Raw genomic sequence first — 23,795 nt, forward strand, 5'->3', positions numbered from 1 at the left:
CCCCATCCTGATCACCCGTGCGTCGTAACCCGGTTCCCGAAATCGAACCATCCGCGACGCTCGCCCGCCGGATAGGCCGGACGCGCAGCGCTCGCCGCGACCGGGCGATAGGTTGAGGTGGGCGCCGTTCGCTCCACGACCGGAGCGGCCGCGACCGGCTGGGCACTGAGCAGCCGCTGGTTTTCCTTTTCCAGCTCGGCGATTCGGGCCTGTGCCGCCGACAGCTTGGCCTCGGTGTCCTTCACCTGTGCGGCATGGGCGTCGCGCTCGGTGGCATAGCGGTTGCGCCATTTGCGGCCGCCGGGATGGCTGGCCAGCCCGAAGAGCCACCCGGCGATGAGGACCAGCCCCAGCACGGCAAATTGCGTCGTCGAAGTGAACAGCATCGCGTCGATCCCATCCTGTTGAATTAGGTCTGTTACGACCGGTCAACGACTGGCGGGGGCGCTGGTTGCGAAGCCGGGGCTATTGCCCCGCGATCAGCGTATCCTTGATCGAACAGGCGGCGGGGCCGAGGATCACGACGAACAGCACCGGCAGGATGAACAGGATCAGCGGCACGGTCATGATCGCGGGCAGGCGCGCGGCCTTTTCTTCTGCGCGCATCATGCGTTCGTGGCGGAATTCGGCCGACAGGACGCGCAGCGCGCTGGCCAGCGGGGTGCCGTATTTTTCGGTCTGGATCATCGTGGTGACGACCCCGCGCAACGAATCGAGATTGACCCGCATGGCCAGGTTTTCCAGCGCCTGCCGCCGGTCGGTCAGGAAGCCCAGCTCGACCGAGGTCAGCTGGAACTCGTCGCCCAGTTCGGGATAGGCACGGCGCAACTCGCGCGATACGCGGGCAAAGGCGGCATCGACGGTCAGGCCCGCCTCGGCGCAGATGACCATCAGGTCGAGCGCATCGGGCAGGCCCTTGCGGATCGCGGCGGTCCGCTTGTCGACCTGGTTCTTCAACGCCAGGTCCGGGGCCTTATAGGCTAGGATCAGCGTGCCCGCGACGATCATGTAGCAGCTGAAGCCGCTCCAGTCGGCAAAGTCCCCGGTGCCATAGACCCACAGGGCCATGCCGCCGCCCAGCACGATCGGCAGGGCCAGCCGCCCGAAGATGACCGCGAACGCCATCTCCTTCGACCGGATGCCCGCCTGGAGCAGGCGCAGCTGGATCGCCTTGACCTGTTCGTCCTGCAGCATCTTCAGCGCGCCCAGGACGGTACGCATCCGCTCGAGCAGGGTGGCGCGGTCGATCAGCTGGGCACGACGCTTCGGCGCGCTGTCGATCCCGGCCTTCAGCAGCTCGCGCCGTTCGTTCAGGGCACGGACCCGCTTCGTCATCGGGTCGCGGCTCCCGATCAGGACATAGCCCGCGACCAGCAGCGCAAAGACGCAGACGCCCCACAGGAATGCACCGAGCGATGCGGGGTCGAGGCCGAGAATGGCGGGCGCGGGACTGGTCATTCAGATCTCGAAACTGATCATGCGGGACATGATGAAGGCGCCCAGGCCCATCCAGACAAAGCCCGCCGCCCCGACCATCATCAGGCGCGGATCGATGAAGAAGCGGGCCATATAGGGCTGGTTGATCATCCAGATCATGCCGAACACGGCAAAGGGCAGGCATCCGATGATATAGGCCGACGCCTTGGATTCGGACGACATCGCCTTGATCTTCAGCTTCATCTGCGCGCGCTTGCGCAGCACGTCGGCCAGGTTGGACAGCGTCTCGGCCAGGTTGCCGCCGGTCTCGCGCTGGATGGCGATGGCGATGACGAAGAAGCGGAACTCGGGAATGTCGAGCCGGTCGGCGGTTTCCTGAAGCGCTGCGTCCATGCTGCGGCCGATGCGCATCCGGTCGGTGACGGCGCGGAATTCCTCGCCGACCGGACCGGGAAGTTCGATCGCGACGACCGCCATCGTCTCGCTGATCGGCAGGCCCGAACGCAGGCCGCGGACCAGCAGCTCGATGGCATCGGGAAAGCGGGTGACGAACTTGTTGCGCCGCCCCGCGATCAGGCGGCCGACGACGAGATGCGGCACCCAGAGGCCGAGGCCCAGGCCGAGCAGCAGCGCGCCGAAAAAGGGCAGGCCGAACAGCATCAGCAGGATGAGCAGCCCGAACGACAGTCCCGCACTCGCCATGCCATATTGGCCGACGGTCCAGTCGCGGCCCGTCCTGTCCAGCCGCGTGGCCAGCTTGGCGGGGTCGGGGAGCAGGCGGCCGAACGCCTTGTCCATCCGCGTGTCACCGGCCAGCGCGATCCCGCGCGAGGCGGCGACGGCCTCCAGCGGCTTGCCGAGGTCGAGCGCGACGCGACCGCGAAGTCCCGCCAGCCGCCGCGCCTGGCTGCGCGAGCGGGCGGGCGCGGTAAAGGCCGCCATCGCCAGCACCAGCGTCAGGAAGACGCCCATGGCCAGGATCAGGGTCGCCGTCATCGACATGATCGTCAGTCGGCCCGTGCCCGCTTGCCGAGCAGCGCCTTCAGGTCGAACCGGTCGAGCAGCCTGCGTTTGGCGGACATGTCGACGGTGCCCTCGGCCGACGCGCAAAGCCGCTGGGTCAGCTCGATCAGCGGCGCGATGGTGCGCGAGGTGCGGCCGAGTTCGGCGATAGGCTTGCCGACCTTGGCGGCCTGGACGACCAGCTTGGGATCATAGGGCATGACGAAGTCGATCGGGCGTTCGATCGATCCCTCGAAATCGCCCTGCGCGATCTCGCACTGGCCGGGCGGCTGGACCCGGTTGGCAATGGTCAGCACGGTCGCCTGCGGCGCATGGGTCTTGGCCCAGGACAGCAGGCGGATGGTGTCGCGCGCGGCGGCCAGGGTCAGTTCGGTGACGAGCACGATGGTCTGCGCCGATCCGACCAGCATCGGCTGCTGGATCATCATCCCGCGCGGCAGATCGACGATCGTCGTCTCGAAATTCAGGCGCATCTCGTCCTGTAACTGCGCAAAGGCCTGGCCATCGGTCAGGATCGGCGCACTGATCGGCGCTTCGGCCGACAGGATCGCCAGCTTTTCCGACGCCCTGACCATGGCGCGTTCCAGGAACAGCCCGTCGATGCGGCTGGGATTGTCGATCGCATCGACCAGCCCGCGTCCCGGCTCCAGGTCCAGCGCCAGCGCGGCGGTGCCGAAATGCACGTCGAGGTCGAGCAGCGCGGTCGTCCGGTCGAGCCGCTCCGCCATCAGCCAGCCGAGCGAGGTGGCGATGGTCGAGGCGCCCACGCCGCCACGCACGCCGACCACCGCGACGCTGCACGTCGCCTTTTCGGGGGCGGTCTCCATGGCGCGGGGCGCGTGCAGGATGGTGCGGGCCTGCGCGATCGTCTCGCGCAGCTGGTCGGCGTTGATCGGCTTCAGCAGATAGTCGTGCAGCCCGCTGGCGATCAGCGAGCGGTACAGCCGGACGTCGTTGACCGATCCGACCGCGATCACGATCGTGCCGGGCTCACACACTTCGGCCAGATTGCCGATCTCGCTGGCGGGATCGGGCGTGTCGCTCAGGTCGACCAGCAGGATCTGCGGGCTGGCCTGCACCGACAGCGACTGGATCGCGCCGGACAGGCCGCCCTTCATGACCTTGTCGACCGACCATCCCTGCTCGGCGACCAGCGGGCGGATCGCCTCGACCGTCCAGTCGTCGCTGACAAAGGCGAGGAACGAGTCGCGGACGGTCAGCATGGCGGGTTTCCAGGGGGCGTTCACGGCGTGCCTCCTGCCAACGCGCCACCCCCGCCGCCACCTCCACCGCCACCCTGGCTGCTATTGGGATCGCGCAGCACGGTGCCGCCACGGCCGGTTGGAGCGGCGGCGCGCAAGGCCTTGATCCCGCGGGTGCCCATCTCGGTATCGCTGGTGGCGGCACCGGGCACGCCCTGTACCAGGTCGGTGGGGTTGGCGATCATCGCGGCGAGGTTGCGGTTGACCGCGCAGCCATGGTTGGACGAGGTCTTGCCCTCCCAGTCGAGCGCGGTGTCGCTGCGCAGGTCGGGACAGCCAGGCACGGTGGCACGGGCACGCGTCACGACCACGCGGATCGTGGCGGGCGCGACCGGGCTGCGCGTGATCGGCGACGCCTGACCGAGCAGCAGGCCATAGCGGCCGACGACGCCCGCCACCTCGCGATAGGCGCCGGGGCCTTCGCCCGCCGGGTCCTCCACCACGACGCGGTCGCCATAGCCGAGATGCAGGTTGCGCGCCCAACCGTCGAGCCGCCGATCCTCATCCGCCGCCAGCCGCCCGCCGGACAGCGCCAGGTCGAGCGCATATTCGGCCTGCGACACGACCGGCTGGTGCCGGGTTTCCAGGTCCGGCTGACCGGCACCCATGCAGGCACCGGTCATCAGCGTCAGGCCGAACGGCATCAGAAGGAGGGGTAAGCGACGCATGGAGCGCATTATCCTTGGGCAGGCGGTCATTCGGAAAAGCCCGGAGTCGGCATGTTCTTCTTCTTCGCGGGCAGCGCCGTCGCGGCGCCATGCGGGACGGGTGCGACCCCGGCGGCCATCGGCCGACCCTGAACCGGCGGGGCCATGCTCGGCACCGGGCGCGGCGTCGACGTGTCACCGCCGCCACCCATCCGGCCCAGCAATACGCGTTCGGCATCATTGGCCGGACGCATCCCGTCGGTCGGCAGCGCGATCTCGGAGGGCGAGTTGACCGGCTTCACCAGATAGGGCGTGATGATGATGACCAGCTCGGTCTCGTTGCGCTTGAACGCGTTGGAGCGGAACAGCGAGCCGATCAGCGGCAGGTCGCCCAGCCACGGCGTCTTCTCGATCGAATTGTCGCGCGAGTTGGACAGCAGGCCGCCGATCATCATGCTCTGGCCCGAACCCAGCTCCAGCGTGGTCTCGGCCCGGCGGGTGGTCAGCGCGGGGATCGACGTTCCGCTGATCGTCACCGATCCCACAGACGACAGCTGCGACACCTCCGGCCGGACGCGCAGCGAGATGCGCCCGTCGGACAGCACCGTCGGCGTGTAGGACAGGCTGACGCCATATTGCTTATACTCGACCGACACCGCGCCGAAGCCGCTGGCGAGCGGAATGGGAATCTCACCACCCGCCAGGAAGGTCGCGGTCTCCCCCGACAGGGCGGTCAGATTGGGGTTGGCCAGCGTCGCCACCTGACCCAGCGACTCGCCCAGATCGATCGCGCCGAGCAGGTCCATGCCCAGCACGCGCCCGCCCAGTCCCAGCGTCGTCCGCTGGGTGCCGGGGTTGAACGTATATCGGGTGCCGGCCGGAAGACCCGCCGCATCGGTCAACTTGTCGATGCTGCCCGCATTGCGGCCCGACGCGATGCCGAACACGAAGCCGCTGGAATTGGCGTCGCGGTTGAGCAGGTTGACGCCGATCTGCTTGACGAAGCTGCGATTTACCTCGGCGATGCGGACCTGAAGGTTGACCTGAAGCGGGGTGGCGGTCTTCAACCGGCTGATGATCCGCGTGTCCTTGCCGACATAGGCCTGGACCAGCCGTTCGGCCTCGGCGGCGTCGTCGGGCGCGGCGATGGTGCCGGTCAGCAGGATCAGGCCGTTCATCGGCGTGGCGACGATCTGCGCCTCTGGCATGGCCAGCTTCAGCATCCGGCCGATCGAGTCGAGCCCACATTTCCCAAGTAAGGCGCTGATTTCGCTGTCCTGACCATTATATTTCCTATATAAAACATGGTGTTGAAGGCTGCGAGGGGCGCGTTTCATGGATCACCCAGAGGGTGCGGGCTTGCAACGGGCAGATCGGGTGGATTTCGACCCTCGCGTGCGGCTGGAATTTCGCGGCACGCAGCTCAGTTCCGACGGCGGCCTTCTGGTGATGCGCGAGCTTGATGACGCGCTCGGGTTGTCCGATTTGGCGTCAGCGGCGCTGCGCGATACTCGCTCTGGCAAGAACACGGTCCATCGGCTCGACGGCCTGTTCCGGCAATCAGTCTTTGGGCGGCTGGCCGGATACGAGGATGTCAACGACGCCAACCGTCTCGCCTGCGATCCGGTCATGCGCCAAGTTGTCGGCGGCAGAGCGGTCGATGCACAAGCGGCCTCGGCATCGCAGATGGGACGGTTCGAGACCGAGACGCTGGCTCTGGCCGGGAACCGTGCCGCGCTGGCCGACCTGAACGGGCAATGGATCGACCGGTTCCATGACCGTAACGGGCTGAAGTACATCGTTCTGGACATGGACAGCTCGGTCAGCCCGACCCATGGCGACCAGGAAGGGTCCGCCTGGAATGGCCATTTCGACTGTAGCTGCTATCACCCCAACTTTCTGTTCAACCAGTTCGGGATGCTGGAACGCTGCGCCCTGCGCCATGGCAACGTCCACAGCGCCGATGGCTGGCGTGATGTTCTCGACCCCGTCATTGCGCGCTACGCGGAGCGCGACCTTGGTGGCAGGTTCTTCCGGGCCGATGCTGCCTACGCGATCCCGGCGATCTATGAGCGATTGGAAGAAGCGCGGTTCTTCTACGCCATCCGGCTGCCCGCAAACGCGGTCCTCAAGGACAAGATCGCGCATCGGCTAACGCGCCCTGTCGGGCGGCCGTCACTGACCAAGGTCAAGCGGTTCTTCGAGGAATTCGAGTATCAGGCGGCGTCCTGGGACAAGGAACGCCGGGTGATCGCCAAGATCGAATGGCATCCGGGCGAACTGTTCCCGCGTGTCGGCTTCATCGTCACCAACCTGCCGATGGAGCCGGACTGGGTGGTGCGGTTCTACAACCAGCGCGGCACCGCCGAGCAGCACATCAAAGAGGGCAAATACGCCTTTCGCTGGACGCGGCTGTCGTGCCGGAAGTTCCGCGACAATGAGGTGCGGCTGCAACTGCACGCCCTGGCGTACAACCTGGCCACCTTCTTGCGCTGCATCGAGCTGCCCGAGGCCATGGCCGACTGGTCGTTGACCAGCCTGCAACTGAAGCTGATCAAGATCGGGGCACGTGTGGTCCGTCACGCCCGCACCATCACCTTCCAGCTGGCCGAGGTCGCTGTCACCGGCACGATGGTACGCGCCATCCTCGCCGCTATCCGCCGATTGCGAGCGCCACCGCTATGCGCATGATCGCGATCCACGCTCAAACTGAACGAAAGCGGCTGGACAGATCTGTCCGCTGCGCTGAAAAACGCCGCCCCTGGGCAAGGAAACAGCGGCTTCGCGGTCTGATCCGTCCAGATCCAGCAGTCTGCGCGACCGCAGGTGCCGCTTGCGGCAGAAAATCCTTGTCTAGCGCTCGGATACAGGCGATCTTCACCTCAAACGCCACGCCACTTGGGGAATGCAGGCTAACTAACAATCCGGACCACCCGATGGGGGCTGCTCAAACGGGACTCGAGATTCTGACGAATGTGAAATTTATGTCACAGCGTTCGAAAAGGCGGAAGCTGATCCCGCTACCGACCCACAGACCCGAAGCGAGATTACGCATTATTTGGATAGGACCAGCTAATTTATCCTATAGATACGCCCACTATAGATCCATTTATGTGACCAAATATATTCTGTTATATTATATGCTGGGGGTGAGCAGTTTCCCGATTAGCGCTCCGGCCCACCTCAATCGGAGCCTTTCTCTCTTTCAGGAAGCATTCGACGTTGACATGGCTTGTTCGTCCCGCTGCCTTTGATCCAACTCGCGTGTATATAAAGCACGCACCCAAAATCGATTGTGACATCACCGTCACCCAATCGTCATCCCGATAACATCGCTCCGTAACAAAGCGCCGCCACGGGGGCGGGAACGACCGGCGCCGGGGGGTGTCGGCACGACCAGCACCCAGGGGGAGCATCATGCACGACATCCGTTCCGGCATCCGCGGTCTCGCGGGGGCCTCTCTCATCGCTTTGGGCTTTGCCGCGAGCCCTGCGCTCGCCATGGCCAGCGACGCGGCCACGCCGGCGGGCGTGCCGGCATCGGGGCCGATCCTGTCGGGGCGGATCTATGACGCGACCGGTGTCGCGCTGCCGGGCGCGCGGGTCGTGGTCGAGGGGACGGGGGCGCAGGCCACCACCAATCTCCAGGGCGAGTTCAGCATCGTCACGCCCGAAGCAGCCGGCGACGTCACGCTGCTGGTCGATTATCTCGGCCGCCCGCCCGTCACCCGCATCGTGCCCGCAGCCGAGCGGGGTCGCCCGGTCTCGCTGACGCTGCCCGCCGCCAGCGGGGAGGCGGGCGATATCGTTCGAGATTGTTGCCGACCCGGACGGTCGCGGCATAGACGACCGCGCCGCCCCGCGCCGTGGCGGAGACGGTGGTCTCGCCGGGCTTCTTGCCGAAGATATAGAGCTGGGTCGGTGAGCGGACCTGCACATCGGCGATGCTGTCATCGGCAACGAACAGGTCGGTCATCGGCCGGGGCAGGGTGATCAGCCGCGCCCGCCCGGTATTGATCTCCAGCGCGCCGGAACCATCGCTGGCCGGGGGCGAATCACCCGGCCCGGACGGCGCCGACCGCGCGGGCGACGGGGCGAGAAGCAGCGGGGCCAGCACCAGCACGAAGGCCGAGGTGCGCGGCGCGCGTGACAGAAGCGAGCGAAGCGACATGGTCAATTTCCATTTCCCATCGGCGGGGCGCCCGGCGTGGACCCGGTGTCGACGGAGCGGCCGCGTGCGACGCGCACGCCCGCGTTGTCGGACCTGCCACCGGTGGCCTGACCGATGGCAGGTGCATTCCGGCCCATGGCGGAATTGTCATTGGCCATGGCCGTCGTGCCGTGGTCCGGCGCGCTATTGGCGTTGCGGCCGGGGACGGTCCGGCGTTGATAGCGGGACACGTCGGCGCCGGTGGCATAGGAGTCATGGTCGATTGCCGGTTGTGCGACGGCTGCCGGATCGCCGCCTGAGGCCAGCTCGGCCGGCCGCTCGGCCAGCGCGCGCAGCGACAGCGACAGCGTGCCGACCGTCTGTGCGACCGCCAGCTGCTCGGCCATTTTCGGCGTCGCCTCGACGGTGACGGTGGTGAAGGTGTGGACCTGCGTCTTGCCGTCCTCGGCCGCCTGATTGTCGGTGCGCTGGTCGGTCGCCAGTACGCGGATGTTGCGCAGGATCGTCTCCGACACCTTGAGCGGAGGGCCATCGCCGCCGCCCGCGACATCCTGGGTCAGAACCATGTCGATCCGGTCGCCCGGAAACACGAAGCCCGCGACCGCGGTCTGGGCCGACACGGGCACCGTGACGGCGCGCATGCCGGGCGTGAGGGCGGCGGCCAGGAAGCCGCGATCGCCCGGGCTGACGACCGCGCCCTGGGTCAGCGGCTGACCGGCGGTGATCGCATAGCGCAGCACGGTGCCCTGCAACTTTGCGATATCGGCCTTGCCGCGCACATAATAGGCCCCGGCCACCATGTCCTTGGGCCAGGGCTGGAACTTCAGGGCGGTGGGGTCGATGATTGTGCCGACCGGCAGGGTGCGGGTGGCGACCAGGATTTCGGCCTGCGGCTCGACGGGAGCGGCGACCGTGACGGCCTGTGCCTGGGGAACGCTGCTGCCGGCGGTGACGGTCCGGGCGAATAGGGCCGTGATCCCCGCGACCAGCAGGGCACCGACCAGCAGTAACACTTTTCGACTGTCCATCCTGCGTTCTTCGGCCTTTGCCGAGCCCGATGCTCGGTTCGATTGGTTGGTTAAGTAGACGGAAAGGGGTTAAATAACGGTTCCTGAAGGACGACGAGCGCGGCCATCGCGATGGCCACGCCATAAGGAACCTCGATCGCCGGGGCGGCATCGCCCAGCGTCCGGACACGCAGGCGATGGTCGATCAGCATCGCGATCGTGACCGCGCCGCCCGCGATCGACATGGCCAGCAACATCCGGAACAGCGACGGCAAAGGCAGCCATAGCGCTATGGCCGCGATCATCTTCACGTCGCCGCCGCCCATCATACCGATGCGAAAGGCCTGGGCGAACATCAGGAACATCGCGAGGCCGATGCCGATCTGCACCGCCATGCCGGGCCAGACGGACATGCCGCTCGCCCACCACCAAAGCGGGGCCAGCAGCGCGATGGCGATATTCTTGCGATCGGCGATCTCGCGGGTGCGCGCATCCTCGATCCCCGCCGACACCAGCAGCAGGACGAGCGCCACCAGCAGCGCGATACGCATTATGGTCCATTCCATGGCATGAAGCCCTAGACGGCGGGGCTTTCAAAACCGTAACCGGGATGCGGATGACCGACACCCTGTCCCTTCGCCGCAGTTTCCCGGCCGCCGCCACGCTGTCGCGCTGGTACGCGCCCGATGGGTGGGAGCATCGGCGCTTCGACTGGACGGCGCGCGCGCCGCGCGGACGGCTGTTGTTCCAGACCGGCCGGGCCGATGTGATCGAGAAATATCTGGAAGTCTTTGCCCATCTGGTCGGGCGGGGGTGGAGCGTCACCGCCTTTGACTGGCGCGGGCAGGGGGGATCGGGGCGGCTGCTGGCCGATCGCCATGTCGGGCATGGCGGCGATTTCTCGATATTGGTCGAGGATTTGCGCGCATTTTGGGCGGCATGGCGGGCCGAGGATTCGGCGGGCGAGCGGCCTCACGTCCTTTTGGGCCATTCGATGGGCGGGCATCTGGCGCTGCGGGCGGTGGTCGAGGGCGCGGTTGACCCGGACGCGCTGATCCTGGTCGCGCCGATGCTGGGTCTGCGCCTGCCGACCGGCGCGCTGCTGGGGGCGGGGATCATCGGCCTGATGAACGCGCTGGGCCGGGCCGAGTGCGGCATCTGGGAGGCCGGGGAAGGCCCCGGCCATCACACGCGCCAGCGCAACCTGACCCATGATGTCGAGCGCTTCGAGGATGAGGGATATTGGTACAGCCAACAGCCCGATCTGGCGCTGGGGCCGCCGAGCTGGGGCTGGCTCGCCGCCGCGCTACGCTCGATCCGGGCGCTGCGGCGCGATCCCCGGCTGGACCGGGTGAGCGTCCGCTCGCTGATGCTGATCGCCGAAGCCGACCGTCTGGTCGATCCCCAGGCCGCCACCGCCATCGCCACCCGGATCGGTGCGCGGGTCGAGCGGTTCGGGCCGGAGGCCGCGCATGAATTGCTGCGCGAGGTCGATCCGGTGCGGCTGCGCGCCTTGGCGGCGATCGATGCCTTTCTGGACGGGATGGCGTCGTGATCCACGACATCGCGATCGTGGGCGCGGGCATGGCCGGGGCGGGGCTGGCCGCCGCGATCGGTTCACGCGCGCACGTCCTGCTGCTGGAGGCCGAGGATATGCCCGGCCGCCATGCGACGGGGCGTTCGGCGGCGTTCTGGTCGGAAACCTATGGCGGCCCGGCGGTGCAGCCGCTGACCACCGTCTCCGGGGCGGCGTTGCGCGAAGGCGGTTATCTGACCCCGCTCGGCTCGCTGCATGTCGGGCGCGTGGAGGACGAGGCGCGGGTGGAGCGGGTGCTCGCCGATTTTGCAGACAGCGGTGTGGCGCTGTCACGCGTCGATCCGGCGACGCGTATCCCGGGCCTTCGCCCCGAATGGGTGCATGGCGTCTGGGAGCCGAGCTGTGCCTATATCGACGTCGCGGCGCTCCACGCCGATTATCTGGCGGCGGCGAAAGCGGCCGGGGCGGAGATCAGGACGGATGCGCCGCTGCTGGCGGCCGAGCGGCGCGGCGGCGTCTGGCATCTGGAAACCCGCGCCGGGCCGTTCGCGGCCCGAATGCTGGTCAACGCGGCGGGCGCCTGGGCCGATGACGTGGCCAAGCGTGCGGGCGTCGCGCCGATCGGCATCACCCCCTATCGCCGGACGATGGTGCAGTTGCGCACCAACCCGCCCGTGCCCGAGGGATTGCCCCATGTCGTCGACATAGCGGGGCGCTTCTACTTCAAGCCCGAGGCGGGCGGGCGGCTCTGGCTGACCCCGCATGACGAGACCCCCAGCGTGCCGTGCGACATAGCGCCCGAGGAATGGGACGTGGCGGTGGCTATCGACCGGCTGGAAAAGGTGGTCGACTGGCGCGTCGAGGCGGTCGAGCGCCGCTGGGCAGGCCTGCGCAGCTTCGCCCCCGACCGTGCGCCGGTCTACGGATTCGATGCATGCGTACCGGGCTTCTTCTGGTGCGCAGGCCAGGGCGGTTTCGGTATCCAGACCGCCCCCGCCGCCTCGGCGCTGGCGGCGGCGCTGTTGCTGGGTGAGGGGTATGTGCCCGAAGGGCTCGACCCCGAACGCTATGGCGCAGGCCGATTTTCTGCTAAGGAATGATCGCTTCTTTTCAGGAGAGATCATCATGGCGCACAGCTTTGCGATCGAGAAGAACAAGGCGGGCGAATATGTCGCCAAGTTCCGCTACAATAGCGAACTGATCTGGTGGACCGAGGGCTATGCCAGCAAGGCCGGAGCCCGCAACGCCATCGAGTCGATCCTGAAGAACGGCCCGAACGCGCCGATCCACGAACCGGAATAGCCGACGCCCTCATAATCTGTCGCTGTTCGGATCGAATGGTGGTGAGCACCTGTATGAATGTCGAGCAGCGTGGGAGTTGGGTCGATTTTCCGCCGGTTGCCGGGAGCATTAGTTCGGGTTTGCCGGGTTATCGTGCAAAAGACGCAGCATGACCGACTTTCCTCCGCTGGTTCTCGACTATTGGCGTCGAACCCTTGCCACGGACGGCGCCCCCATCCACGGGACAGGGGCCTTGGCCGTCAGTGCAGCGCTGAACCCAACGCGTCCGGCCATGATGCTGTTAAGGCAGGATGCTTCGGTGCATGCGGTCGTCAGGCCGGAGATAGCCGAACGCCTCGATGGCATGCCACCGGGCGGGTATTCAGCGGACGCGTTGAAGCGCCAATGGGAAGCGGTCGGCGTGGTGCTGCATGATGCGGACTATCTCTTCTACCTGCCCGCCGATGCCGGGAATGCGTCGGACGAAGCGCTGAAACCCCGTCAATTGACCGAGGCCGACCGGCGCGTTTTTGAGATGTTCCACAAAGAGGCCCCCGAACAGGACCGGGAGGATGCCTGGGTCGAACTGGACCATTCGGCGGTGTTCGGGTGCTTCGACGGCGACAGGCTTGTCAGTGCGGCAAGCATGAACCTGTGGGATGACAGCCCTATCGCCGACCTGGGCGTACTGACCCTTCCCGATGCGCGCGGAAGGGGCTTCGCGCGGGCCGTCGTCGACGCGATCAGTCGTTATGCGCGGCAGCAGGGCCATGAGCCGCAATATCGTTGCCAGCTCAACAATGTCGCATCGGTGGCGTTGGCGCGATCATGCGGCTTTGCGCTGTTCGGGCAATGGGTGGTGGCCGCTGATACGCCCTGATCGGGGGAGCGTGTATCGGGCCTCACTCACCCGCTACCTCTATTTCCGAAACGTCTCCGCTGCATCACTCGCCAGCTTGTCGGCGCGTTCGTTGTCGGGGTGGCCGGCATGGCCCTTGACCCATTTCCATTCGATCTGGTGGCGCTCGGCGGCCGCGACCAGTGCCTGCCAAAGCTCGGCGTTCTTGACCGGCTTCTTGTCCGCCGTGCGCCAGCCGTTGCGCTTCCAGCCGTGGATCCACTTGGTCAGGCCGTCCATCACATAACGGCTGTCGGTCGACAGCGTGACCGCGCAGGGGCGCTTGAGGGCGTTCAGCGCCTCGATCGCGGCCATCAGCTCCATGCGGTTGTTGGTGGTCAGCGTCTCGCCGCCGGACAATTCCTTCTCATGCGTGCCCGAGCGGATCAGCGCGCCCCAGCCGCCGGGGCCGGGATTGCCCTTGCACGCGCCGTCGGTGGCGATCTCGACGGGGGTCATCGGGGGCGTCACAGGCCGGCCTTTCCGTCGCGATAGGCGATATAGCGCCGCCAATAGGCCAGCGGGTCCTTGCGCGTCACCAGCGCATCGGCGGGGGTGTTCAGCCAGTCCCAGGCGCGCGACAGGGCAAAGCGCAGACAGGCCCCCATCGCCAGCTTTGCGAACGCCGCCCGCTCGGTGTCGGACAGCGGGAAGTGGCGGGCATAACCCTCGACCAAAGCCGCGCCGATCTCGGGCACATAGGTCTCGCCGGTTGCGTCGAAACTCCAGGCGGAGTGCATGATGGCAAGGTCGTAGACGCGGAAATCGGTGCAGGCGAAATAAAAGTCGATCAGTCCGGTAACCTTGTCGCCCAGCACCAGAACATTGTCGGGGAAGAGGTCGGCATGGATGACGCAAACATCCAGCGGTTGGTCGTCCCAGTCGTCGAGCACCGTGTCCAGCGCCTCGGCCATGGCGTCATGCAGGCCGGGCTGAATCCGGTCGAGATCGCGCCCGCATTGTGCGAACAGCGGCCGCCAGCTGGCATGGCCCATCGAATTGGTGCGGGTCTGCGCAAAGTCCTGCACCGCGCGGTGCATCGCCCCCATCGCGTCCGCCGCCGCCAGCGCCTGCGCCGGGCTGGGGTGCGACAGCGACACGCCGGTCAGGAACTGGATCAGGCAGGCAGGGCGGCCCGCCAATTCCTGGATCTCGACGCCGTTCCGGTCCTTGATCGCGGGCGGCACGGGCAGCCCCTTGGCCGCTAGATGGTCGAGCAGCGCGAGGAAGAAAGGCAGGTCGCCCGCCGCGACGCGCTTTTCGTATAGCGTCAGGATGAACCGCGCGGTCGTGGTGTCGACCAGGTAATTGCTGTTCTCGACGCCCTCGGCGATCCCCTTGGCGGAGATCAGGTCGCCCACGTCATAGCGTGCCAGAAACGCGGACAGCGCCTCGGCCGAAACCTGCGTATAGACGGCCATGGCTCAGGCGGCCGTTTCCAGCCCGCGGGGCAGCTTGAAGGCGATGGTCTCGCGCGTCGTCTCTTCCTCGCGCTCGGTGACGGTGAAGCGTTCGGACAGGCGGTCGACCAGCTCGCGGACCAGCAGTTCGGGCGCGGAGGCCCCGGCCGTCAGGCCCAGCGTCGTCACGCCGTCCAGGAAGGCCCAGTCGAGTTCGGCGGCGCGCTGGATCAGCATGGCGCGCTTGCCCGCCCGCTCGGCCACTTCGACCAGGCGCAGCGAGTTGGAGGAATTGGGCGCGCCGATCACCAGCACCGCGTCGCACTCGGCCGCGATGGCCTTGACGGCGGCCTGACGGTTGGAGGTGGCGTAGCAGATATCCTCGCCGCGCGGCCCCTGGATCGTCGGGAAGCGGCTCTGCAACGCCGTGATAGTCGCGGCGGTGTCGTCGACCGACAAGGTGGTCTGGGTCAGGAAGGCGAGGTTGTCGGGATCGGCGGGCGTGAACGCCTCGACATCGGCGACCGTCTCGACCAGCGACATGGACCCCTGCGGCACCTGGCCGAAGGTGCCGATGACTTCCGGGTGGCCCGCATGGCCGATGAAGACGATGTGGCGGCCCATCTCGACCAGCCGTTCGGCCTGGCGGTGGACCTTCGACACGAGCGGGCAGGTGGCGTCGAAATATTCGAGGCCCCGGCTCTCGGCATCGGCGGGCACCGACTTTGGCACGCCGTGGGCGGAGAAGACGACGTGCGCGTTGGCGGGCACTTCGTCCAGTTCCTCGACGAAGATCGCGCCCTTGGCCTTCAGGCTGTCGACGACGAACTTGTTATGGACGATCTCGTGCCGGACATATACGGGCGCGCCATGTTTCTCGAGCGCCAGCTCGACGATGCGGATGGCGCGGTCGACGCCCGCACAGAAACCGCGCGGGGCGGCGATCAACAGGTCGAGCGGCGGCTTCGGGGCATCGGTCGTGGCTGGTGTCATGGACACGGCTCTACGCCATTGCTTGCGTGCGTCCAACCCGGTTCCTATGCTGGCGACCAAACCGGCATCCTGCTTCGGCATCCAGAATAGGCGTTTCGACCTGTGAAAGCATCGTTTCTCGCTCCCGTCGCCCTTGCGCTCGTTCTCGGCGGTTGCGCCCGTACGGGCGAGATCGATGCATCGGGCGGCATCACCGCCGTCCGCTCGGCTTGCCCGATCGTCGGTGTCGCGGCGGGGACCGGCGACATCACGCTGTTCAAGACGCCGGGTGCGACCGACCAGGGCTCGATCGACCTGATCGCCAACCTGACCCATGTGCGCGGCACCTGCGCCGATGCGGGGTCCGACATCGTGACGACGGTCAGTTTCGACGTCGAGGCACGGCGTACCGACACGGCGGCGGCGCGCGACGTGGTGCTGCCTTACTATATCGCGATCGTACGCGGCGGGACCAATGTCGTCGCCAAGCGAGTCGGCCGGGTGAACGTGCATTTCGATGCGGGGCAGGCACGCGGCCAGGTGGCGGGCGAGGCGTCCACCACCATCGCGCGCGCGGCGGCGACGCTGCCCGAGGACGTCCGCGACAAGCTGACCCGCCGTCGCAAGGCCGGGGACGAGGATGCGGCGGTCGATCCGCTGACCAATCCCGAAGTGCGCCAGGCGGTGGCGAGCGCCAGCTTCGAGGCGCTGGTCGGATTCCAGCTAACCGACGCGCAGCTGCGGTACAACGCGACTCGATAAACTCTTATTCCTCCCCTGCAAGGGGGAGGGGGACCATGCGCAGCATGGTGGAGGGGTGTCCCGCTATCGAGGGGGCGACACCCCTCCGTCAGGCCTGACGGCCTGCCACCTCCCCTCGCAGGGGAGGAATAGCATCGCACAATCCACAAGATTGATCGCAGCCGCCACCGTTCCCGATTGACTTGGAACCACCCGCCCGGCAGAGGGCGCGGCGTCGATGTCGGACATGTCCGACATAGGCGCGCGCGGGAGAGCGCCGGGTTCATCTTTCAGGTGACGCAAACCCGGCCGCCGAAGGAGCAACCACCCCGGAATCTCTCAGGCAAATGGGACCGCGCGATCGCCATCGACACTCTGGAAAGCGCGCCTCGGCCTCGGGTCGTCGTGCCACCGAAGGGGTAAGCCGGAATTTCCGGCGAAAGCTCTCAGGTTCCGTGACAGAGGGGGATCGGATCGGGTAGGACAGTCATGTCCCTAGCCGACACCCTTTTGACGGAGACCGGCCCCGTGAGCGACGCAACCGACCTGAACGTAGAAGACGCCCCCGAGGGTCAGGAGATCATCCAGACGCTGCCGCTGGACGCATGGCATCGTGCGCGCGGCGGCCGGATGGTCCCGTTCGCCGGTTACGAGATGCCGGTCCAGTATGAAGGCATCATGGCCGAGCATCTCTGGACCCGCGAGTCGGCCGGGCTGTTCGACGTCAGCCATATGGGTCAGGTCGTCTTTACCGGCGAGAACGGCCTGGCGCCCGTCATCGCCGCGCTGGAAAAGGTTCTGCCGGGCGACATCACCGGGCTGGGCGATCGCAAGAACCGCTATTCACTGCTGCTCAACGAAGAGGGCGGCATCCTCGACGACCTGATGGTGACGAAGCGCACCCTCGATGGCGCGGACGAGCTGTACATGGTCGTCAACGGCGCGACCAAGTATGACGATATCGCCTATCTGCTCGATTTCATCCCCGACGATGCGACGCTGAACCTGCTCGACGAGCAGGCGCTGCTGGCGCTCCAGGGTCCGAAGGCGGTCGATGCGCTGGCGCGGATCGTGCCGGGCGTCGAGAACCTCGTGTTCATGACCGCCGCCGACTTCGTGTGGAACGACGTGCCGCTGTGGATCAGCCGCTCGGGCTATACCGGCGAGGATGGCTACGAGATTTCGATCCCGGCCGAACATGCCGCCGCCTTCGCCGACCTGCTGTGCGAACAGGCGGAAGTGAAGCCGATCGGCCTGGGCGCGCGCGACTCGCTGCGTCTGGAGGCGGGGTTGCCGCTCTATGGCCATGACCTAGACCCCGAGACGACGCCGGTGATGGCCGATCTGGGCTTCGCGCTCGCCAAGAAGCGTCGCGAGGCGGCCGACTTCCTGGGCGCCGAGCGTATCCTCGCCGAGCGTGAGAACGGCCCCGCCGTCAAGCGTGTCGGCCTGACCGTCGCGGGCCGCCAGCCGGTGCGCGAGGGTGCGTCGGTGGTCGCCGAGGACGGCTCGGTCATCGGCCGCGTCACCAGCGGCGGCTTCGCCCCCTCTATGGGTGCGCCGATTGCCATGGCCTATGTGCCGACCGAGCTGGCGACGCCCGGCACGGCCCTCAAACTGCTTCAGCGCGGCAAGACCCATGACGCCACCGTCACGGCGATGCCCTTCGTCCCCCATCGTTACGTTCGTTCAGGAGCCAAGTGACCATGAGCCGCTATTTCACCGAAGATCATGAGTGGATCGACGTCGACGGTGATGTCGGCACGGTCGGCATCTCCGATTATGCGCAGGGCGCGCTGGGCGACATCGTGTTCGTCGACGTCCCTGAGGAAGGCCGCGAGCTGACCAAGGGCGACGAGGCCGCCGTGGTCGAGTCGGTCAAGGCCGCGTCGGACGTCTATGCGCCGGTGTCGGGCACCGTCATCGAGGGCAATGCCCAGCTGGCCGACGAGCCTGCGCTGGTGAACAGCGATCCCGAGGGCGAGGGCTGGTTCTTTAAGATCACGCTGTCGGATGCCTCGGAGCTGGACGGCCTGATGGACGAAACCGCCTACGCCGCGTTCGTCGCCAAGCTCTAACTTACTTTCTCCCCTCCCGCAGGCGGGAGGGGCTGGGGGAGGGGACTCGCTCTCCCTCGGACCATCAGGCTCGTTGAAGCCGACTGCCCTCCCCCGACCCCTCCCGCCTGCGGGAGGGGTCGGGGGAGGGCGATGACCCCTCGATCCGCGAGGTTTTCGGGGTGAGGGGCGGAGAAATGGAACGCATGCGCTACCTGCCCCTTACCTCTTCCGATCGGGCCGAGATGCTCTCGGTCATCGGTGCCGGATCGGTCGACGACCTGTTCGTCGACGTGCCCGAACCCGCCCGCCTGTCCGGCCCCATCGAGGGACTGCCCGGCCACGCCTCCGAACTGGCGGTCGAGCGGCACATGACGGCGCTGGCCCGCAAGAACATGGTCGCGGGCGACGTGCCCTTCTTCCTGGGCTGCGGCGCGTATCGCCATCATGTGCCCGCCAGCGTCGATCACCTGATCCAGCGCGGCGAGTTCCTGACCGCCTATACGCCCTATCAGCCGGAAATCGCGCAGGGCACGTTGCAGATGCTGTTCGAGTTCCAGACGCAGGTCGCGCGTCTGCTCGGCACCGATGTCGCCAACGCCTCGATGTATGACGGCTCGACCGCCTGCTGGGAAGCGATCGGCATGGCGCGGCGCATCACCAAGAAGTCCAAGGCGATCCTGTCGTCGGGCCTGCACCCGCATTATGTCTCGGTCGCCAGGACCATGGCGAAATATACCGGCGACACGCTGGAAACGGCTGCGCCCGTGCTGACCGCCGAGACCGATATCGACCAGATGATCGCGGCGATCGACGGCGACACCTCGTGCGTCGTCGTGCAATATCCCGACATTCTGGGTCGCATCGCCGACCTGACCCCGCTGGCCGAGGCCTGCCACGCCAAGAAGGCGCTGCTGATCGCCGTCGTGACCGAGCCGGTGGCGCTGGGCGCGATCCGCAGCCCGGGCGAGATGGATGCGGACATCGTCGTCGGCGAAGGCCAGTCGCTGGGCGTCGGGCTCCAGTTCGGTGGTCCCTATGTCGGCCTGATGGGCTGCAAGGACAAGTATATCCGCCAGATGCCGGGCCGCTTCTGTGGCGAAACGGTGGACGCGGACGGCAAGCGCGGCTTCGTGCTGACGCTCTCGACCCGCGAGCAGCATATCCGCCGCGAAAAGGCGACGTCGAACATCTGCACCAATTCGGGGCTGTGCGCGCTCGCCTTCTCGATCCACATGACGCTGCTGGGCGAGGCGGGTCTGCGCCGCATGGCGGGGATCAACCACGCGAACGCCTGCCGCGCGGCCGATCGTCTGGCGAAGGTGCCTGGCGTCAAGCTGGTCAACGACGTGTTCTTCAACGAGTTCACGCTCGATCTGGGCCGCGAGGCGCGGCCGATCGTGCGGACGCTGGCCGAGCGCGGCGTGCTGGCAGGCGTGTCGCTCGGACGGCTCTATCCGGGCGAGGACGCACTCGCCAACGGACTGGTGGTGGCGGTCACCGAAACGGTGACGGCGGAGGATATCGAGACGCTTGCCCAAGCGCTTGAGGAGGTGCTGGCATGACGATCAACCAGAGCGGCTGGAAGCCCACGAGCCCCGAAGCCAATGAAGCGACGGTCCCCGCGACCTTCACCGGCAACCGCGCGCTGATGCTGGAAGAGGCGCTGATCTTCGAGATCGGCGATAGCGAGACGACCGGCGTCGACTTCGCGGACGGCGATGTCGCCGGTTCGCGCCTGGGCGACCTGTCGCGCAAGGACCCGATCGGCCTGCCGGGTCTGTCGGAGCCGGAGACGGTCCGCCACTATACCCGTCTGTCGCGCCAGAATTACGCGATCGACCTGGGCCTGTTCCCGCTCGGCTCGTGCACGATGAAGCACAATCCGCGCCTGAACGAGAAGATGGCGCGCCTGCCGGGGTTCAGCGACGTTCACCCGCTCCAGCCCGTCGACACGGTGCAGGGCGCGCTGGAGGTTATTCACCAGCTGGCCCACTGGCTGGTCACGCTGACCGGCATGACCTCGGTCGCGATGAGCCCTAAGGCGGGCGCGCATGGCGAGCTGTGCGGCATCCTGGCGATCAAGGCGGCGCTGGAAAAGCGTGGGCAAGGCCATCGCAAGGTGATCCTGGTGCCCGAATCGGCGCACGGCACCAACCCGGCGACGGCGGCGTTTGCGGGCTTCTCGGTCGAGGACATCCCCGCGACTGCGGATGGCCGTGTCGACACGGCGGCGCTTAAAAGCCGTCTGGGGCCGGACGTGGCGGGGGTGATGATCACCAACCCAAACACCTGCGGCCTGTTCGAGCGGGACCTGAAGGACATTTCCGACGCGGTTCATGCAGCGGGCGGCTATGTCTATTGCGACGGCGCGAACTTCAACGCGATCGTGGGTCGTGTGCGTCCGGGCGATCTGGGCGTCGATGCGATGCACATCAACCTGCACAAGACCTTCTCGACCCCGCATGGCGGCGGCGGGCCGGGTTCGGGGCCGGTGGTGTTCTCCGAGGCGCTGACGCCCTTCGCCCCGCTGCCCTTCGTCGAGAAGACGGGCGAGGGCTTCCGGCTGGTCGAGGAAGAAAATGCCGACGACCATCACGCCGACAGCTTCGGCCGCATGGTCGCCTTCCACGGCCAGATGGGTATGTTCACCCGCGCGCTGACCTATATCCTCAGCCACGGCGCGGACGGCCTGCGCCAAGTCGCCGAGGATGCGGTGCTCAACGCCAACTATGTCCTGCGCTCGCTGGAAAACACGCTCGACGCCCCCTTCGCCAAGAGCGGCCCGTGCATGCACGAAGCCATCTTCTCGGACGAAGGCCTGGCCGAGGGCTTCTCGACGATCGACGTCGCCAAGGCGCTGATCGACGAGGGTTTCCACCCGATGACCATGTACTTCCCGCTGGTCGTCCACGGCGCGATGCTGGTCGAGCCGACCGAGACCGAGTCGAAGGCGGCGCTCGACCAGTTCATCGGCGCGCTGGCGTCGGTGGCGGAGCGTGCCAAGGCGGGCGACCAGTCGCTCAAGACCGCGCCGCACTTCGCGCCGCGCGCGCGGCTCGACGAAACGCTGGCCGCGCGCAAGCCCGTGCTGGTGTGGAAGGACAAGGCGGCCTGATCGGTCGATCCCGCGCCGTCTGAGGCGTGATGACATGAGGTGGACTCACCCCTCCCCTTCAGGGGAGGGGCCGGGGGTGGGGCATTTCCGCAAGCATGCTGTCTTCGGCGACGCCCCACCCCAACCTCTCCCCTGAAGGGGAGGGGCTAGGCTTGGTTCTATCCCATGTCGTCATGCTCTAGAGTGCTGTAAACAAACAGATTCCGCCCAGTATCACGCCCGGCGCATTGGCGAATACAATGGGCCAATCGCGCTTCTCACGCAAAAATCCGTACGCGACCCAGAGCGAGCAATTCACCATCGTCGCCAGCGGCTGAATCACCGAACCCTTTTGTCCCGCCAGATTGAGCTGAATCTGGTCGATATAGGACAGATACATCGCCACGGCGGTGGCCGTCGCAATCCAGCCGAGCAGCATCAATTTCCGTTCGCTCACAGTGTCGGGATCTCCTCAAAATGGCTGATAAATCGATTGAAGCGTTCCCGCACAATGCGCAAGGGCGGCAGGATGCTCCGGGCCGGGGAGAGGGCGATCATGCGCTTTGACGAAACCCAGGCCCGGTCGCTGGACGCCATCCTGCGCTGGCGGCGCGATGTCCGGCATTTCCTGGACCGTCCGGTGGACGAAGCGGCGCTGGCCCGGCTGGCCGAGGCGATGGCGCTGGCTCCTTCGGTCGGCAATGCCCGGCCGTGGCGGGTGATCCGGGTCGAGGACCCCGCGCTGCGGGCCGCCGTCCGCGCCGATTTCCAGCGATGCGACGCGGTGGCAGCGGCCGACTATGCCGACGAACAGGCCGCCGCATACCGCGCGCTGAAGCTGGCCGGGCTGGACGCCGCGCCGGTGCAGCTGGCGGTCTTCACCCATATCGATCCGGCGGCGGGCCATGGTCTGGGCCGTCGCACCATGCCCGAGACGCTGCGCCAGTCGACCGCGATGGCGATTCACACGCTGTGGCTGGCGGCGCGCGCGGCCAATCTGGGGATGGGGATGGTGTCGATCCTCGACCCCGCCGCGATGGAGCGGATCTTCGCGGTGCCCAAGGACTGGGCCTTCACGGCGTATCTTTGTATCGGCCACGCCGAATGGGACGACGACACGCCGCTGCTCCACCGGGCCGGGTGGCAGGAAAATGCGCCGACCCGCTGGGATGTGCGCTGAAAATCCTCCCCGGCACGGGGAGGTGGCAGGCCGAAGGCCTGACGGAGGGGGACTTCCGCACGGGACGTCCCCGGCCGCACGCCCCCTCCACCATGCTGCGCATGGTCTCCCTCCCCGTGCCGGGGAGGATCAGTCCTCCGCCGCCGCCGAACTGGTCTGCTGCTTGCCCAGCCGCTGTTCGCGCCAGACGATGAACAGTCCGCTCGCGATGATGACCGGCGCGCCGAGCCATGTGCCCGCCGTGGGCAGCACGCCGAAGATCAGCCAGCCATAGATGGTAGCCCAGATCAGCCCCGAATAGTCCATCGGGACCACCGCGGCGACCGGCGCCAGCCGCGACGCGCCGGTGAGCGCCAGCTGCCCCAGGCCGCCCGCCAGCCCGATCGACACCAGCACCACCCAGGTCAGCGGATCGTGCATCTTGAGGTGGAAGGCATAGGGCACGGCGATAAAGGGCAGGGTCAGGACGGTGAAATAGAAGACGGTCGTGGTGGCGGGCTCGTCGCGCAACTGGCGCAGGACGATAGCGACGATCGCGACGAACATCGCCGCCATCAGCCCGACGCCCGCCCCGAACAGCGACATGTCGCTGGCCCCTGGCCGCACGACCAGCAATACGCCCGCAAAGCCGACCAGCACCGCCGCCCAACGTTGCACCCCCGTCTTCTCGCCCAGCACCAGCGCGCCCAGCAGCGTGGCGAAGATCGGCACGGTGAACTGGAAGGTCGTCGCCTCGGCCAGCGGCAACAGCATCACCGCGCCGAAGGTGAAGACCATGCCGACCAGCCCGACCATCGCCCGCTTGGCATGGCCCTTCAGCCGCGTGGTGCGCAGCGAGGCAAGGCCCGGCCCCGCCAGGACGAAGGCGAGCACGACCGGCAGCGCGCACAGCTGGCGAAAGAACATGGTTTCGGACAAGGTCGCCCCGCGCGACTCGGCCAGCTTCACAAAGGCCGACATGGTCGACAGGAAGAAGATGGCGATCAGGCGCAGGCCGATGCCTTTCAGCACGCGGTCGTCGGACATGGGGCGGCTCCTAGCCGCTGCGCGCCGATGACGAAAGGCCGCAGGCGTCCGCCCCCTTG

General features: G+C 67.0%; 24 protein-coding genes, 2 pseudogenes and 1 riboswitch. Of the genes and pseudogenes, 12 read left to right on the forward strand and 14 right to left on the reverse strand.

Translation table 11 applies throughout. The features are described 5' to 3' along the window. Window positions 1-11: 11 nt before the first annotated feature. The 6 genes and pseudogenes from SP5_RS04430 to SP5_RS04455 form a co-directional block, all read right to left on the reverse strand. Complete coding sequence (locus SP5_RS04430; RefSeq protein ID WP_042484680.1) at window positions 12-386, reverse strand: hypothetical protein; 375 nt, start codon at window positions 384-386, stop codon at window positions 12-14. A gap of 79 nt (window positions 387-465) precedes the next feature. After that, window positions 466-1,458: a type II secretion system F family protein gene (locus tag SP5_RS04435; protein WP_042484682.1), complete on the reverse strand. Its 993-nt coding sequence runs from the start codon at window positions 1,456-1,458 to the stop codon at window positions 466-468. After that, window positions 1,459-2,439, reverse strand: a complete 981-nt coding sequence (locus tag SP5_RS04440) for a type II secretion system F family protein (RefSeq protein WP_042484684.1) — start codon at window positions 2,437-2,439, stop codon at window positions 1,459-1,461. Window positions 2,440-2,444: 5 nt separating this feature from the next. Beyond that, window positions 2,445-3,707, reverse strand: coding sequence for a pilus assembly protein CpaE (locus tag SP5_RS04445; protein ID WP_042484686.1), 1,263 nt, complete (start codon window positions 3,705-3,707; stop codon window positions 2,445-2,447). Beyond that, entirely contained in the window at window positions 3,704-4,390 is a 687-nt protein-coding gene (locus SP5_RS04450; protein WP_167334675.1) for a CpaD family pilus assembly protein, read from the reverse strand. The genes SP5_RS04445 and SP5_RS04450 overlap by 4 nt, the downstream gene beginning before the upstream one ends. Before the next feature lie 26 nt (window positions 4,391-4,416). After that, window positions 4,417-5,610: pseudogene (locus tag SP5_RS04455) on the reverse strand (type II and III secretion system protein family protein); the annotation flags it as partial. Window positions 5,611-5,704: 94 nt separating this feature from the next. Between SP5_RS04455 and SP5_RS04460 the strand changes: the two are divergent. Then, entirely contained in the window at window positions 5,705-7,060 is a 1,356-nt protein-coding gene (locus SP5_RS04460) for an IS1380-like element IS1247 family transposase (RefSeq protein ID WP_006473457.1), read from the forward strand. 810 nt (window positions 7,061-7,870) lie between these two features. Further along, window positions 7,871-8,080: pseudogene (locus SP5_RS19940) on the forward strand (carboxypeptidase-like regulatory domain-containing protein); the annotation flags it as partial. A gap of 13 nt (window positions 8,081-8,093) precedes the next feature. On the opposite strand, the gene SP5_RS04465 reads toward SP5_RS19940, so the two are convergent. The 3 genes from SP5_RS04465 to SP5_RS04475 are packed head-to-tail and all read right to left on the reverse strand — an operon-like array spanning window position 8,094 to window position 10,113. After that, the gene (locus SP5_RS04465) at window positions 8,094-8,540 is read right to left on the reverse strand and encodes a pilus assembly protein N-terminal domain-containing protein (RefSeq protein ID WP_042484693.1); all 447 of its coding nucleotides are present in this window, start codon (window positions 8,538-8,540) and stop codon (window positions 8,094-8,096) included. A 2-nt stretch (window positions 8,541-8,542) separates the two neighbouring features. Further along, window positions 8,543-9,568, reverse strand: a complete 1,026-nt coding sequence (gene cpaB / locus SP5_RS04470; protein ID WP_084220559.1) for a Flp pilus assembly protein CpaB — start codon at window positions 9,566-9,568, stop codon at window positions 8,543-8,545. Window positions 9,569-9,618: 50 nt separating this feature from the next. Then, window positions 9,619-10,113 carry an A24 family peptidase gene (locus SP5_RS04475; protein ID WP_042484697.1) on the reverse strand — a complete coding sequence of 165 codons (495 nt, stop codon included), beginning with the start codon at window positions 10,111-10,113 and terminating at the stop codon, window positions 9,619-9,621. Between the two features lie 50 nt (window positions 10,114-10,163). On the opposite strand from SP5_RS04475, the gene SP5_RS04480 reads away from it, so the two are divergent. The 4 genes from SP5_RS04480 (at window position 10,164) to SP5_RS04490 (ending at window position 13,245) form a co-directional block, all read left to right on the forward strand. After that, on the forward strand, window positions 10,164-11,102 hold the full coding sequence (locus SP5_RS04480; protein ID WP_042484814.1) for an alpha/beta fold hydrolase: 939 nt from the start codon (window positions 10,164-10,166) through the stop codon (window positions 11,100-11,102). Further along, a complete protein-coding gene (locus tag SP5_RS04485; protein ID WP_042484700.1) occupies window positions 11,099-12,184 on the forward strand; it encodes an NAD(P)/FAD-dependent oxidoreductase in 1,086 nt (361 codons plus the stop codon). The genes SP5_RS04480 and SP5_RS04485 overlap by 4 nt, the downstream gene beginning before the upstream one ends. Window positions 12,185-12,209: 25 nt before the next feature. Further along, a complete protein-coding gene (locus tag SP5_RS18680; protein WP_076709711.1) occupies window positions 12,210-12,386 on the forward strand; it encodes a YegP family protein in 177 nt (58 codons plus the stop codon). A 148-nt stretch (window positions 12,387-12,534) separates the two neighbouring features. Next, window positions 12,535-13,245, forward strand: coding sequence for a GNAT family N-acetyltransferase (locus SP5_RS04490; RefSeq protein WP_042484703.1), 711 nt, complete (start codon window positions 12,535-12,537; stop codon window positions 13,243-13,245). A gap of 39 nt (window positions 13,246-13,284) precedes the next feature. Here the strand turns inward: SP5_RS04490 and rnhA are convergent, their stop codons facing one another. The 3 genes from rnhA to ispH are packed head-to-tail and all read right to left on the reverse strand — an operon-like array spanning window position 13,285 to window position 15,656. Beyond that, a complete protein-coding gene (gene rnhA, locus SP5_RS04495; RefSeq protein ID WP_042484705.1) occupies window positions 13,285-13,722 on the reverse strand; it encodes a ribonuclease HI in 438 nt (145 codons plus the stop codon). Window positions 13,723-13,730: 8 nt separating this feature from the next. Beyond that, complete coding sequence (gene thrB, locus SP5_RS04500; RefSeq protein WP_042484707.1) at window positions 13,731-14,684, reverse strand: homoserine kinase; 954 nt, start codon at window positions 14,682-14,684, stop codon at window positions 13,731-13,733. Window positions 14,685-14,687: 3 nt separating this feature from the next. Further along, window positions 14,688-15,656: a 4-hydroxy-3-methylbut-2-enyl diphosphate reductase gene (ispH, locus tag SP5_RS04505; RefSeq protein ID WP_042484710.1), complete on the reverse strand. Its 969-nt coding sequence runs from the start codon at window positions 15,654-15,656 to the stop codon at window positions 14,688-14,690. A gap of 102 nt (window positions 15,657-15,758) precedes the next feature. Between ispH and SP5_RS04510 the strand changes: the two genes are divergently transcribed. From SP5_RS04510 to gcvPB, 5 genes are all read left to right on the forward strand, one after another. Further along, window positions 15,759-16,397 carry a hypothetical protein gene (locus SP5_RS04510; protein WP_042484713.1) on the forward strand — a complete coding sequence of 213 codons (639 nt, stop codon included), beginning with the start codon at window positions 15,759-15,761 and terminating at the stop codon, window positions 16,395-16,397. Window positions 16,398-16,633: 236 nt separating this feature from the next. After that, window positions 16,634-16,742: riboswitch (glycine riboswitch) on the forward strand. 162 nt (window positions 16,743-16,904) lie between these two features. Beyond that, window positions 16,905-18,080, forward strand: a complete 1,176-nt coding sequence (gene gcvT / locus SP5_RS04515; RefSeq protein WP_083748063.1) for a glycine cleavage system aminomethyltransferase GcvT — start codon at window positions 16,905-16,907, stop codon at window positions 18,078-18,080. A gap of 2 nt (window positions 18,081-18,082) precedes the next feature. Further along, window positions 18,083-18,454 (forward strand): glycine cleavage system protein GcvH, encoded by a 372-nt coding sequence (gcvH, locus tag SP5_RS04520; protein ID WP_042484716.1) that lies wholly within the window; start codon window positions 18,083-18,085, stop codon window positions 18,452-18,454. A gap of 185 nt (window positions 18,455-18,639) precedes the next feature. Continuing rightward, the gene (gcvPA, locus tag SP5_RS04525) at window positions 18,640-19,998 is read left to right on the forward strand and encodes an aminomethyl-transferring glycine dehydrogenase subunit GcvPA (RefSeq protein WP_042484820.1); all 1,359 of its coding nucleotides are present in this window, start codon (window positions 18,640-18,642) and stop codon (window positions 19,996-19,998) included. After that, window positions 19,995-21,551, forward strand: a complete 1,557-nt coding sequence (gcvPB, locus tag SP5_RS04530) for an aminomethyl-transferring glycine dehydrogenase subunit GcvPB (RefSeq protein ID WP_042484719.1) — start codon at window positions 19,995-19,997, stop codon at window positions 21,549-21,551. Before gcvPA ends, gcvPB begins: the two co-directional genes overlap by 4 nt. A gap of 178 nt (window positions 21,552-21,729) precedes the next feature. Here gcvPB and SP5_RS04535 read toward each other — a convergent pair whose 3' ends face one another. Further along, a complete protein-coding gene (locus SP5_RS04535) occupies window positions 21,730-21,987 on the reverse strand; it encodes a SemiSWEET family transporter (RefSeq protein ID WP_198930437.1) in 258 nt (85 codons plus the stop codon). Window positions 21,988-22,086: 99 nt separating this feature from the next. Here SP5_RS04535 and bluB point away from each other — a divergent pair, with 99 nt between their 5' ends. Further along, on the forward strand, window positions 22,087-22,710 hold the full coding sequence (bluB, locus tag SP5_RS04540) for a 5,6-dimethylbenzimidazole synthase (protein WP_042484823.1): 624 nt from the start codon (window positions 22,087-22,089) through the stop codon (window positions 22,708-22,710). 129 nt (window positions 22,711-22,839) lie between these two features. On the opposite strand, the gene SP5_RS04545 is transcribed toward bluB, so the two are convergent. Beyond that, window positions 22,840-23,736, reverse strand: a complete 897-nt coding sequence (locus SP5_RS04545; RefSeq protein ID WP_042484725.1) for a DMT family transporter — start codon at window positions 23,734-23,736, stop codon at window positions 22,840-22,842. Between the last annotated feature and the right edge of the window lie 59 nt (window positions 23,737-23,795).

Source organism: Sphingomonas parapaucimobilis NBRC 15100 (assembly GCF_000787715.1).
Lineage (GTDB): Bacteria > Pseudomonadota > Alphaproteobacteria > Sphingomonadales > Sphingomonadaceae > Sphingomonas > Sphingomonas parapaucimobilis.